Here is a 12,300-nt window from a genome sequence, read left to right as displayed (position 1 = left end):
ATGGGGGCGGCAAAACCGTCACTTTCGCGCAAGCGGCCGGCAAATCTTTTCGGGCCGCTGCCAAAACTTTCTTGTCGGACGGCCCTACTCGGCGGCCATCCGAGAGGGGGCAAGACCCCGAACCTCGGCGGCGACGGCCGCCACGACGCTGCGCAGGTGCCAGACCAATTCCGAGAAGCCCGGCGTGATCGCGAGGCTCGCCTCGTTCATGTAGAGGCCCCGATTGATCTCGATCTGCAGCGCGTGGCGCTCGACGTTCGGCTCGCCGTAGTGCTCGGTGATGAAGCCGCCCGCGTAGGGCTTGTTGCGCAGAACGCGGTAGCCGCGGGCGCGCAGGTGGTGCTCGAAGGCGTCGATCAGGATCGGCGCGCAGGCGGTGCCGAAACGGTCGCCGAGGATGATGTCGGCCCGCGCCGCTTCGTCGCGCCCGAGGCTCGACGACGGCATCGAGTGGCAGTCGATCAGGATGGCGTGCCCGAACTGGCGCGCCGTGCGCTGGATCAGGCTGCGGAGCGCGCGATGATAAGGCTTGTACAGGGCCTCGATCCGCTCGACCGCGGCCGCCACCGGCAGACGTCCGCGATAGATCTCCTGACCGTCGGCCACGAGGCGTGGGATGGTGCCGAGGCCGCCCGCCACCCGCATGGAGCGGGTGTTGGCGAAGGCTGGCAGGCGTCCGTCGAACATGCGCGGGTCGAGTTCGTAGGGCTCGCGGTTCACGTCGAGGAAGGCCCGCGGGAAATGCGCCCGCATGAGGGGCGCCCCGAGATCGACCACCGGGGCGAACAGCCGGTCCACGTGCGCGTCTTCCGAGCGCCGCAGCGCGAGCCCGTCGAGGCGCGAGGCGGCCAGGAAGGCCGGCGGGTAGACCGTGCCGGAATGCGGCGTGTTGAAGACGAAGGGGAGGGTATGCGCCGTCGGCTCGTCCACCGTGAAGGGCGGATCGAAGGCTGCCGCCCCGGACGCTTCGGGGGTCTGGAACGGCTCTGTCATCGCGGCGCGGGCGCCTCGGTGCGGACGGGACAACGCATCGCCCCACTTTGCGGGTTGCCGACTCGCCTGTCCAGCAGGACGGGCGTGCCGCGAGGCCGCCGCTCGTGCCGTTGGACACCCCCGCCCCGACGGGCCGGCAACGTTCTGTTTACCAAGCCGGTGCTTTGTGGAAAGAACACATCGAATCAAAGGTACGGGACGCTGCTCGATGAAGATCCTCCTGGCGGAAGACGACAACGACATGCGCCGCTTCCTGGCCAAGGCGCTGCAGAACGCCGGCTACGACGTGCTGTCGTTCGACAATGGGCTGTCGGCCTATAATCGCCTGCGCGAGGAGCCCTTCGAGCTGCTCCTCACCGACATCGTGATGCCCGAGATGGATGGGATCGAGCTGGCGCGCCGCGCCACCGAACTGGACCCGGACATCAAGGTGATGTTCATCACGGGCTTCGCCGCCGTGGCTCTGAACCCGGATTCGAAGGCCCCCAAGGACGCCAAGGTCCTGTCGAAGCCCTTCCATCTGCGCGATCTCGTCAACGAGGTCGAGAAGCTGCTGGCCGCCTGAGCGTAACCGCCGACACCCCCACCGAATCGAGGCAGTAGGAAGAGCCCGCCGGCTCGCCTATATGCTGTACGGATTGGGATGGGGCGTTTCGACGATGAAGCCGGTCACGATCTATACAACCGCGTGGTGCCCGTACTGCTCGGCGGCCAAGAGCCTGCTGCGCGACAAGGGCATCGCGTTCACCGAGATCGACGTCGAGCGGACATCCGGCTCGCGCACCACCATGGTTCAGCGCGCCGGGGGCCGCACGAGCGTGCCGCAGATCTTCGTCGGCGACACCCATGTGGGTGGCTGCGACGACCTCTATGCCCTGAATGGCGCCGGCAAGCTCGACGCCCTGGTGGCCGCATGAGCGACGCGCCGAAATTCACGGCCGCCTGCGTGCAGATGCGCTCGGGCCGCGAGCCCCTCGCCAACCGCGACGCCGCGGTGGCCCTGGTCCGCGAGGCCGCGGATGCCGGTGCGCACTACGTCCAGACCCCCGAGATGACCTCCCTGGTGGAGCGCAGCAAGGCGAGCCTGTTCGAGAAGGTCACGGCCCAGGACGACGACCCGACGCTGGCGGCCCTGCGCGACGTCGCCCGCGCGCGCGGCATCGTGATCCAGATCGGGTCACTCGCCGTGCGCAACGGCGACAAGGTCGCCAACCGCGCCTTCCTGATCGATGCGGAGGGGGCGATCACCGCCTCCTACGACAAGCTCCATCTCTACGATGTCGACCTGCCCAACGGCGAGCGCTGGCGTGAATCCGCGACCTATACGGGGGGCGCCTGCGCCGTCGTCGCGGACACGCCCTGGGCGGCCATCGGCCTCGCCATCTGCTACGACATCCGCTTCCCGGCCCTGTACCGGGCCCTGGCGGAGGCGGGCGCCACCGTCCTGACGGCGCCGGCCTGCTTCACCAAGCAGACGGGGGAGGCGCATTGGCACGTGCTGCATCGGGCCCGCGCCATCGAGACCGGTTCGTTCATGATCTCGGCGGCCCAGGGGGGGCACCACGAGGACGGGCGCGACACCTACGGCCATTCCCTCATCGTCGATCCCTGGGGCCGGATCCTGGCCGACGCCGACGGGGCCGAGCCGGGGGTGATCCTCGCCGAGATCGACCTCGCCCGCGTGGCCGATGCCCGCGCCCGCATTCCGACCCTGCAGCATGCCCGCCCCTTCACGATCCAGCGGGTGGGGCGCCCTTCCTGACGCCGCTCGCACACGTCTTCCGAAAACCGTGACCCGATGATCCGCTATACCCTCGTCTGCGAGGCCCAGCACGGCTTCGAGAGCTGGTTTCCCTCGAGCGATTCCTTCGATGCGCAGGCGGCGCGCGGACTCGTCTCCTGCCCGGTCTGCGGCTCGGTCCGGGTCGGCAAGAGCATGATGGCGCCCTCGGTCGCCCGAACGGATCGCGGTTCCCGCGCCCCGCCGGCCCCGGCGGGTCTCTCCTCGGAGGCGGGCTCGATCCCCGCGGCACCGCACACGACACCGCAACTGGCGCTCACCGAACCCGAGCAGCGCCTGCGCGCCCTGATGTGGGCCATGCGCGAGGCGGTGACGCGGAACGCCGACGATGTCGGAACGCGCTTCCCGGAGGAGGCCCGGCGGATCCACTACGGGGAGACCGAGACCCGAGCGATCTACGGCGAGGCCAGTTTGGACGAGGCGCGCGCCCTCGTGGACGAGGGCATTGCAGTGGCGCCCCTGCCGCCGGCCTCCGACGACCGGCATTGAGTCTCAGTGCTTCAGCGCGGCGGTTCCGGCTACCGACGCCAGGGCGAAGGCGATGAGCGCGTTCCAGCCCGCGAGAGAGATCCCGGCCAGGCGCCAGGCCGCCGTGGAACAGTCGGCCACGCGCGTGCTCTGGAGTGCGTTCAGAAAATCGCCGACGTCGGACGGATTGGCGCCCGCGCCGCCCCCGCAATCGGTGGGTCCGGCCCAGAGGCTCCACTCCGCCCCGGCGTGATAGACGCTGAGTCCGGCCCCGTAGAGAAGGCCCAGGGCGGCGAGGCCGAGGACGAGGCGGGTGGCCCGGGCGGGCAGGACAAGGCCCAGGAGCGCCAACGGAATCGCCGCGTAGTAGGGAATCCGCTCCTGCAGGCAGAGTTTGCACGGCACGTAGCCGAGCCCCCACTGAAAGTACCAGGCGCCCGCGAGCGTCAGCACGGATCCGACGAGCAGGAGGAGGGCGGCGCGGCGCAGGCGCAGGAGCGAGGCGTAATCCATCTCTCTAAGATCACCTTGGTCTAGAGCAACACCTTGAACAGCACGAAGCCGAGGATGATCACGGCGACGGAGATCGCCGCCACCACGTTGAGGTGGCGGTCGAGCACCCCCCGGATCTGAACGCCGTAGCGGCCCAGAAGTCCCGCCAGGATGAAGAACCGGGCGCCCCGCGTCAGCAGCGACAGCACCACGAACCAGAACAGGTCGTAATGGGCGAAGCCCGAGGTGATGGTCACGAGCTTGAAGGGGATCGGCGTCAGGCCCTTCAGCAGGATCACCCAGTGTCCGTACTCTGCGTAGGAGGCCTGGAAGGTGGCGGCCTTGTCGGACAGGCCGTAGACCCGGAACACCCACTGGCCGATGGAATCGAACAGGAGGGCGCCGATCGCGTAGCCGACGAGGCCGCCCGCCACCGAAGCCAGGGTGGTGATGAGGGCGTAGAACCAGACCCGATCCGGCCGGCTCACCGCCATCGGCACCAGCATCACGTCCGGCGGCACCGGGAAGAACGAGCTCTCGGCAAAGGCCACCGCGCCGAGGGCATAGGGTGCGGAGGGCTTGCCCGCGAGCGCAAGGATCCACTCGTAGAGGCGACGGATCATAAAGGGGTCCGAGAGGGCTGGAGGGGATGGGCGGCGCCCTTTGACCATACGGCGCCGTCCCTGGCGAGCGCTCGCAGACCGCACTACGAAGAAAACACCACTGGCCGAAACCGGGAAGGTGTGCGATGACGCGACCGCTGCGGGCGTGGTGGAACTGGTAGACGCGCCGGACTCAAAATCCGGTTCCGCAAGGAGTGTCGGTTCGATTCCGACCGCCCGCACCACCCGGCGCCTTCGGCAGCCTCGATTCGGCCCAAGCGCCCAGGCGCGCCTTGATCCGCCTCACCTCGGCCGACGGCCCCCGAAAAGCGCGCGATCGACGACCTCGCCCTGGCGACTCTCGGCAGAAACCTGCTCTGGCCTGCCTGAGCTTGCGAGGACGGCCGAGAGCCAGTTCAGCCCCTGGTATAATCTATGACGGATGGTCCGGTCGGCTCCGACCGCTCGCGGACCCGTGATACGAGGGCGATCCGACCGAATGCGGTCGACACGCGCCTCGCAGAGCTCGGATCTCGATGCCGGTGGGCCGGAGCAGACCTCCGGCGCGGGTGCACCGCAGGTCTGTCTTTCTTTCGGGTGTCGTCTTCAGGCGACGAGCAACACGTCGCGTCCCAGACCCGCAACGAGGTCGAGGTCGGTCACGCCGGCGAGCTGGAACGTCTCGCTCAGCCCGCCATGGGCTGCATCCGCCGTGATCGTGTAGAGGTCCGTGCCCGTCATGTGGCTCAGCGTGGCGCCCGTGCCGAAGCCGTAGAATGCCAGGTGGTCGCCGGCCGCCGCACCCGCGCCGGTGAAGTCCATGACCTTGTCGCCGTGGGTCTCGCCGGCGCGGAACACGAAGGTGTCGTTGCCGCCGCCGCCGGTGAGCACGTCCTTGCCGCCGCTGCCGTCGAGGATGTTGGCGGCGCTGTTGCCGATCAGGATGTTGGACTGGAAGTTGCCCGTCCCGTTGATGGCGTCGGTGCCCGTCAGCGTCAGGGTCTCCAGGTTGCCCTGCAGCTTGAACGTCACGGAGGCCAGGACCGTGTCGGTGCCTTCCCCGGCCAGTTCGATCACCCGTTCGGTCGGGCTGTCGACGATGTAGGTGTCGTCGCCCGTGCCGCCGGAGAGGGTGTCGTTGCCGGTGCCGCCATCGAGCGTGTCGTTGCCGGCCCCGCCGGAGAGGGTGTCGTTGCCGGCGCCCCCGGAGAGATGATTGTCCCCCGCGTTGCCGGTCAGCACGTTGGCCAGAGCATTGCCGGTGCCGTCGGTGTCGGACGAGCCGGTCAGGATCAGGGTCTCGACCCCGCTGCCCAGGGTGTACGAGAGCGAGGCCTCGACCGTGTCGGTGCCCTGATTGGCCAGTTCGATGACGGAGTCGCCCGCATTGTCCACGACATAGGTGTCGTTGCCGGTGCCGCCCGCCATGGTGTCGGCGCCGAGGCCGCCGTCGAGGCGGTCGTTGCCGGCACCACCGTAGAGCTGGTTGTTGCCCGTGTTGCCGATGAGGATGTTGTCGAGGTCGTTGCCGGTGCCCTTGAGATCGGCCGTGCCGGTCAAGGTCAGGGTCTCGACATGGGCGCCGAGGTCGTAGCTGATCGACGCCAGAACGGTGTCGATGCCTTCCCTGGCGGCCTCGATGACCCCGTCACCGCGCGCGTTGACGACGTAGGTGTCGTCGCCGCTGCCGCCGACCATGGTGTCGTTGCCGACGCCGCCGTCGAGGATGTCGTTGCCCCCAAGACCGACGAGCCGATCATCGCCGGCCCCCCCCGACAGGGTGTTGGCGGCCTCGTTGCCGGTGAGGATGTTGGCGAGCGTGTTGCCGGTGGCGTCGATGGTGCCCGTGCCCGTGAGCGTCAGGTTCTCGACGTTGGCGGTGAGCGCGTAGGAGATCGCGGCGCGGACGGTGTCGGTGCCCTGGTTGGTGTACTCGATGACGGTGTCGCCGGTGCTGTCCACCACGAAGGTGTCGTTGCCGAGCCCGCCGTACATCCGGTCGGCTCCGGCCCCGCCGTTCAGCGTGTCGTTGCCCGAACCACCGGCCAGCACATTGTCAACAGTATTTCCGACAATCGTATCGTTGCCCGATCCGCCGATGGCGTTCTCGATGATCGACGCGATATTGTCTTCATAAAGGAGGGCATTGGCGATATTGCCAGCCGCCCGACGACCTTCTCCGAGCATGGCCAGCTGACCAAGGGAGGTCACCGTCCATTCTCCGGGAGACAGATCGATACTGAGATCCGTCCCATAGTTCGAGAAATCATATGTATCAATTCCTCCCCCATCCCAGATCGTCATGAACAGGCGATTTTCCGATGGAATGGAGCATCCATTTCCATCGATTGAGAGCTGACCAGTCGCGGGGTTCCACTGGTATCGATTATCACCTGCGTTGATGTTATAATTCGCTCCGTACATGTATTGCAGTGCTGCAATATCATACATCATCAGCGATTGAGGGAAGCCATTCGCCTCATTATAGGCATACATTCCATCTGAGCCTACATAGGAACTGTAGGTCATCAGAGAAAATTCGCTTGAATTATGTTCGTAGGTCATGGCACCGAAGACATCGGTCTCATGACCGTGCTTTAAGCCAAGTGCATGCCCAATTTCATGGAAGATCGAATAAAGAGCATAATTGCCGACGACCGGATCATCGTACCACCCATTCGTATTTCCATACCAACTGTCACCGGCTTTGGGGGTATTGCCCGGATAGTAAGCCCACGCGGTTGGGGGCATATCCGACATGGCAAAGCGCAAATCGCCGGCCCCTCCATCCACCTCGGTGAAAAAGACATTTGCGATTGACGCGATCGAGCTCAAGGTGCTTCGGGCAGCCTCCTGCTGCCGTACGCTGAATGAATCGAAGGTATTATTCTTCTCACCGCTGTATTCGTACTGAGCCGGAACTGTCGGAAAACTGAACGTGATCCGGGCGTTCGCCCAGCGCAAGCCAGACAGCAATCCATCAACATCTTGACTGCCGCTCGCGGAGACAGAGGCGGAAGTATTAGTCAATTTCTCCTCCAAACCAAACCGGCTTCAGATGTTCAAAGTGTTTTTATGGCTGCTCAATTTCGATCAAAATCATAAAATTTAAATCGAAAATGCGCTTAAGTCCTTCGGCTCGCTAAGCAAGTTTGCACCGGATCGTATCCACAGGAACTATGCTAAAGTATTTATTCCATGCGGTGTGGCAGCATTGCTTCACCCAATCGGGGGTGCAGGCTTGGCTCGGGGTCTGGCTTGGCGGCACCGCAGCATAGAGCAGCCTTTGATGCCCCTGTATCGGGAGCCCGAATGCGGGCAGCGAGCGGTGCTCTATTATCGTTTTCTCAAAAGGGTTGAGGGATCCTTTCTATCTACGACCTTTCCTTCTCGATTGTCCTCCTCCCGAAGCCAGAGTTCGTCGACCGGGAGGGGATGATGAAGACGTGTCGGCTCAATCATGGCCCCGCGCCACAGGTCGGTCTTGGTTCAGCTCAGATGTCGATCGATACGGCAGCGGTGTAGGATTTCTCGATTTGCTCCGCGTTGTCGTCTCACTGCTGATCGTACTGTTCTGTGGCGCGCCTCCAAATGCGGCGGCCCGGCCATCGATTCGTCGTGTCAATCTGCCGCTCCAGAGCGCTACGGGGATCCCGGGCGATACCGATCCTGCCAGGATCGGAGGCCATCTCGAGGAGGCGCATGCGAAATCCGTGGCGGCGATGGATGCGTTCGATCGAAGGATCGCGATGCGTGCACGCCGCGCCATGTCTTCGGTCTGCAATGGCTGCGCGCCGCCCCGGAGGGGCATCGAGCCGCGCCTCGAACGCTCCGAAGCGAGTGCCCTGACTGACGGCGAGATCGTCGGCGACCCGGCCCAAGCACCGCTCGACTAGCTGTATGATCACGGGATTGAGGTGGCCCGGATCGATCGTGACGCGATCCGGCCGTTCGGTTCGGGCGTTACGGTGACGAGGATTGCCCTTCGTTGGCGGACACGGAGACCGGCCTCACACCGGGCTTTTGTCCACGACCCAAGTCCCGTTCCGCAGTCCCACCCTAATTCCGTCGGCAGATCAACGAACGGGTCCGAGTTGGCCGCCGTCGGGCCGGGCCCGGCTGCTTCTGCTGGGTTATTGTCACGAACAACCGATTGTCACCTTTCGTGCGGGGCACAGCCGTCCCGCTTCGGACGTGTGAGCGTCGCCCTCCACGCGCTGCCGCCCTTCACGTGGCCGAAACGCTTTCACGAACCCGTTGCGCGGCGCCCTTGCATGGGCTACCAGAGCGGCACGGTCAGCACCCGTAGCTCAGCTGGATAGAGCGTTGCCCTCCGAAGGCAAAGGTCACACGTTCGAATCGTGTCGGGTGCGCCAAATTTCCTGCATGTTAGCAGGCATTTAGCTCTGAGGTCTTGTTAAAGGGGCCTTTGCCAACGATTTTCTGGCACAGTTCTGGCACAAGCGGCTTAGCCGTATGAAGCCAGTCGGAGAGCGATATGGCGAAGGCGGCGAAAGGCCTGACGATTACGCAGCGTCCGAACGGATCGTGGCGTGCCCAAATTCGAAAAACTGGCTACCCATACGAATCCCGCGATTTCCTCACGCATGACGCTGCGGACGAATGGGGTCTCAGGCGGCTAGACGAAATTCGGAAAACGGGTCGTCTGATCGACAGGCGTGAAGCGGAGCGAACAAAGCTGAAAACGGCCATCACGGCCTATCTTGTCGAGGTCACTGACAAGCGTCCAGGCGAACCCTCTCGCAAATCAGAGCGAGCCAGACTTGAACGTTTTATGAGGGTTGAAGAGAAGCTGTGCGGTCACGCATTGGCCCACCTCACACCTGAGATGTTTGAAGCATGGCGCGACAGGAGGCTATTGCAACCTGCACTCCGCGGAGTTGAGGGCGGCCGCGGTCGATACAAATCCGAAATTGTGCCGCTAAAGCGGTTCAACAAAGACGGAAAGCCCCGTGCTAATGCTGCAAAAAGCAAAGCGCCGCCAAAACCTCAGAAGACGATAGCTCCGGGTACGGTTAAGCGGGAGATGACACTTCTAAAACGCATATTTGATTTCTCTATGCGTCGCTATAAATTGGTCTCTAATCCATTGGATAAAAGTTTAGTTGAGCGTCCCACAGTTTCAGATGAGCGTGATGTCCGGCTCGACGACAGCGATTGGACGCGTTTGCTAGACATGTGCCGTGAGTCTGCGAATCCGTGGCTTGCGCCTTTCGTTGAGATTGGCGTCGAGATCGGTGCGCGTCGCGGTTCCATGATGGCCCTGCTTTGGTCAGACATCGACCTAGAGGGATGCCGAGCTACGCTCCGGGGCGTCAAAAACAGCCGCAATCCCAGTGAGGTCCGTACCGTTGAAATAGGGCTGTCGCCACGCGCGGTTGAGCTACTTTCCGCCCTCCCACGCTCCAAGATGGATGATCGGGTCTTCCGCACGACCCACGATGCCATCACCGGCGCGTTCAATCGAGCGCGCGCCAAGGTGAGCCTCGGCCATTTTCGCATCCACGATAGCCGTCATGAGTTGGCCTCGCGTCTCGTGGAGAGTGGTTGGGGGCTTTTGGACGTGATGGCGCAGGGTGACTGGCGGGATCCGAAGAGTGTGAAACGCTACTATACGGCCCGTGGAAGCCACCTCGGAGCGAAGTTAGCGGGCCTGCGGCGTACGCCTAGCGATGCTAGTTGACGAATCCGCCGGCACGCCGGATAACCGTTAAGTGGGCGATGTCTGAGTGATCCACCTTAAAAATCGACGGACCGACATGCTGGTCCGGGCGCGATGGCTCCCGTTGTGTCGTTGGTAAAGATCGAGTTCGAGGCCTACCTACCACGTGCCCGAGACACGCGCGTGGCCACTTCTCCCGACAGGAGACGTGCGCCATGCTGCATGCGCCTACGCGCCTTTTGTATCCTTATGAAGAGGCTGCCAGCCTCCTAGGTCTTCCGTCCGTTCAGGCCCTTCGTGACCTCGTGCATCGAGGTAATGGACCAGTTCCGACCCGCATTGGTCGGCGTGTGCTGTTTGCTCCTGCCGACCTCGCGGCATGGGTGGAAGCTCATCGCGCTCCAGCGGCTTCGCCTGTTCCGATAACGCCGTCAGCCGCCCGGCGGCGGCGTGGGCGTCCCAGCGTCGCCGAGCGGCAGACGGCAGCCCAGGCTGCAGTCAATGACTGAGCCGTCACCGAGACCGACGAGAATCGTCGGACGTTTCGACGCCTGCGGACGCACACGAAATCGTGACGAAGAGGCGACGGCGAGAGGGCGCGCAGCCTACGATAGGTGGCTGGCAGAACGCTGCGAGGAGCTTGGCATCAATGCATACCGTCGCCGCGACGAGGTGATGGCAGTTGATCTTCTAAGCGAGGGAGAAATCGCAACTCCGCTTTCTCCCGTCTACTGCAATAGGCGGTTCTTTCAAACCGTGGCAGCCTCAGAGAATGGCCAGCATCTTCGATTGGCAACGTTATTTTTCGACCCTGCGAACGGGCCGGGAAGTAACCTCCGTGTTTATGAGGTTGTCTTGCGATCTAAGCAGGGCAAGGCCCATGTGGCGGCGTATCACCGTGCTCACATGGATTTCATTACCGAGGCTGGCCGGGCGATCAAACACCTGAAGCGACGGGGACTGATAGAGACCTTATTCGTCGCGCGTCATCCACGCCCATGTGCGAATGGGTGGGTCATAGACGACCATGTTCACTTTTTGTTCTATCTTGAAGGGGGAACACTTCAGGAGGTGAGAGACTACCTCGACGCTCGCTTCTTGATGGACCCCAAGAGCATCAGCCGAGTGCAACGTCCCGTCACCCGCATCGCTTACCTCATCGCCCCTCGCCAGTGGCGCCTCAACGAAGCTTTGGTTCCGGAACTCGACGTGAGCGTATTCAGGGACGCTCAACTCAACACCGGTGCCTCCTACACGACAGGCGTGCCCCTCCCGGACAATGCTGGACGAACTGGGCTTGATGACGAAGCCTTTGGCCTCTTCTGGATGGGGACCAGGGATTTCCACTGGGTGGAGGTACTTGGACCATTGCGGTCATATCGCGCCACAATCGTGCCCGCGACACACCGGCTGACGGAGATGCACGACGGCGAAGTGGTTATCGTTCCGAAAGCTCAGAAGCCACCTCGGCATCCGACATCGCGAACCACTCGGGTTTCCGGCCCCATTGCCCTCGCCGTCCGCTTGGCGTGGCAGGGAAATGTCCTGCGGCCTGCAGTTCTCGTCCTTGGATGGACGGGCTCCTGGCCAGAGTTGACTGCGCGGTACGACCTCCGGCTGGCCATACGGAGCGCGCGAGAGGCCTGGAACCGCTCGTGTGGCCACAATGACTACAGGGAGACACCGACACGTAGTGCATCGATAAATTCCTACTACGAAGCGAGCCGAGGAGACGGATGACCTCTCCCACCAGACCCGCTTCTGAAACTCCTCGCCTCGCATTGGTCTTCAGTTCGTTGGCGGAGGTCTATCCCGCCCGTCATTCTCAAGCGCTTTTGTGGGCACGAGGGGCTTTCACGAATCCGGTCGCAGGCGAAAATCATATCGGAACAGCCAGCCATGCCGTCCGTGGGACGGCAGCTAGGCAGGGGGGACAAGTCCCCCCGTGCACCCCCAAGGAACCGGAAGCGATGGCCCTCAACACCACAGCGAAGTTCCGACTAACTGCCAAGGAGCGCACAGGCTTCGAAGCGTCTGCCCGCGAAAACGGTCTGTCATTCAGCGCATTCGCCCGACGCGCCCTTGGGGATGCAATGCGCGGTGTAACCCCCGACACGGTGCGGGCAGACCTCGCGAACATTCGCCGCCTCGCAAACATCCTCGATGCTGCGGCCGAACGCCTGCCGGACGAAACCGCTCGTAATATCACCACGGTGGCGGCGAACCTTCGACGCACTGTCGCCCGCCACCTTTCCTGAAGG

General features: G+C 63.6%; 12 protein-coding genes and 2 tRNA genes. 10 read left to right on the top strand and 4 right to left on the bottom strand.

All coding sequences use genetic code 11. The features are described 5' to 3' along the window. Positions 1-84: 84 nt before the first annotated feature. Positions 85-993, bottom strand: coding sequence for an N-formylglutamate amidohydrolase (locus tag AC6EUL_RS19945; RefSeq protein WP_056275644.1), 909 nt, complete (start codon positions 991-993; stop codon positions 85-87). A 208-nt stretch (positions 994-1,201) separates the two neighbouring features. On the opposite strand from AC6EUL_RS19945, the gene cpdR reads away from it, so the two are divergent. The 4 genes from cpdR to AC6EUL_RS19925 all read left to right on the top strand — a co-directional run bounded on the left by cpdR (position 1,202) and on the right by AC6EUL_RS19925 (position 3,283). Beyond that, complete coding sequence (cpdR, locus tag AC6EUL_RS19940) at positions 1,202-1,558, top strand: cell cycle two-component system response regulator CpdR (RefSeq protein WP_003603128.1); 357 nt, start codon at positions 1,202-1,204, stop codon at positions 1,556-1,558. Positions 1,559-1,652: 94 nt separating this feature from the next. Then, a complete protein-coding gene (gene grxC, locus AC6EUL_RS19935) occupies positions 1,653-1,910 on the top strand; it encodes a glutaredoxin 3 (protein ID WP_056215299.1) in 258 nt (85 codons plus the stop codon). Further along, on the top strand, positions 1,907-2,755 hold the full coding sequence (locus AC6EUL_RS19930) for a carbon-nitrogen hydrolase family protein (RefSeq protein WP_056215303.1): 849 nt from the start codon (positions 1,907-1,909) through the stop codon (positions 2,753-2,755). Before grxC ends, AC6EUL_RS19930 begins: the two co-directional genes overlap by 4 nt. Positions 2,756-2,791: 36 nt before the next feature. Further along, the gene (locus tag AC6EUL_RS19925) at positions 2,792-3,283 is read left to right on the top strand and encodes a DUF1178 family protein (RefSeq protein ID WP_499872219.1); all 492 of its coding nucleotides are present in this window, start codon (positions 2,792-2,794) and stop codon (positions 3,281-3,283) included. Positions 3,284-3,286: 3 nt separating this feature from the next. Here the strand turns inward: AC6EUL_RS19925 and AC6EUL_RS19920 are convergent, their stop codons facing one another. Both AC6EUL_RS19920 and AC6EUL_RS19915 read right to left on the bottom strand, forming a co-directional pair. Further along, positions 3,287-3,775 carry a disulfide bond formation protein B gene (locus AC6EUL_RS19920; RefSeq protein ID WP_499872217.1) on the bottom strand — a complete coding sequence of 163 codons (489 nt, stop codon included), beginning with the start codon at positions 3,773-3,775 and terminating at the stop codon, positions 3,287-3,289. A gap of 20 nt (positions 3,776-3,795) precedes the next feature. Continuing rightward, entirely contained in the window at positions 3,796-4,377 is a 582-nt protein-coding gene (locus tag AC6EUL_RS19915) for a YqaA family protein (RefSeq protein ID WP_056215313.1), read from the bottom strand. Positions 4,378-4,516: 139 nt separating this feature from the next. On the opposite strand from AC6EUL_RS19915, the gene AC6EUL_RS19910 reads away from it, so the two are divergent. Beyond that, a tRNA-Leu gene (locus AC6EUL_RS19910) sits at positions 4,517-4,601 on the top strand. A 361-nt stretch (positions 4,602-4,962) separates the two neighbouring features. On the opposite strand, the gene AC6EUL_RS19905 is transcribed toward AC6EUL_RS19910, so the two are convergent. Further along, complete coding sequence (locus AC6EUL_RS19905) at positions 4,963-7,320, bottom strand: M10 family metallopeptidase C-terminal domain-containing protein (protein ID WP_499872214.1); 2,358 nt, start codon at positions 7,318-7,320, stop codon at positions 4,963-4,965. Positions 7,321-7,892: 572 nt separating this feature from the next. On the opposite strand from AC6EUL_RS19905, the gene AC6EUL_RS19900 reads away from it, so the two are divergent. The 5 genes from AC6EUL_RS19900 (at position 7,893) to AC6EUL_RS19880 (ending at position 12,297) form a co-directional block, all read left to right on the top strand. Beyond that, positions 7,893-8,252: a hypothetical protein gene (locus AC6EUL_RS19900; RefSeq protein WP_499872213.1), complete on the top strand. Its 360-nt coding sequence runs from the start codon at positions 7,893-7,895 to the stop codon at positions 8,250-8,252. Between the two features lie 403 nt (positions 8,253-8,655). Next, positions 8,656-8,732 (top strand) — tRNA-Arg (locus AC6EUL_RS19895). A gap of 122 nt (positions 8,733-8,854) precedes the next feature. Then, entirely contained in the window at positions 8,855-10,060 is a 1,206-nt protein-coding gene (locus AC6EUL_RS19890) for a site-specific integrase (RefSeq protein WP_499872210.1), read from the top strand. A 194-nt stretch (positions 10,061-10,254) separates the two neighbouring features. Then, positions 10,255-10,548, top strand: a complete 294-nt coding sequence (locus tag AC6EUL_RS19885) for a helix-turn-helix transcriptional regulator (protein ID WP_499872208.1) — start codon at positions 10,255-10,257, stop codon at positions 10,546-10,548. A 1,461-nt stretch (positions 10,549-12,009) separates the two neighbouring features. Further along, positions 12,010-12,297: a plasmid mobilization protein gene (locus AC6EUL_RS19880; RefSeq protein ID WP_499872204.1), complete on the top strand. Its 288-nt coding sequence runs from the start codon at positions 12,010-12,012 to the stop codon at positions 12,295-12,297. The last annotated feature ends 3 nt before the right edge of the window (positions 12,298-12,300 follow it).

It is taken from the genome of Methylobacterium sp. 001424705, from assembly GCF_059816145.1.
This window is presented reverse-complemented; position numbering and strand designations above follow the sequence as displayed.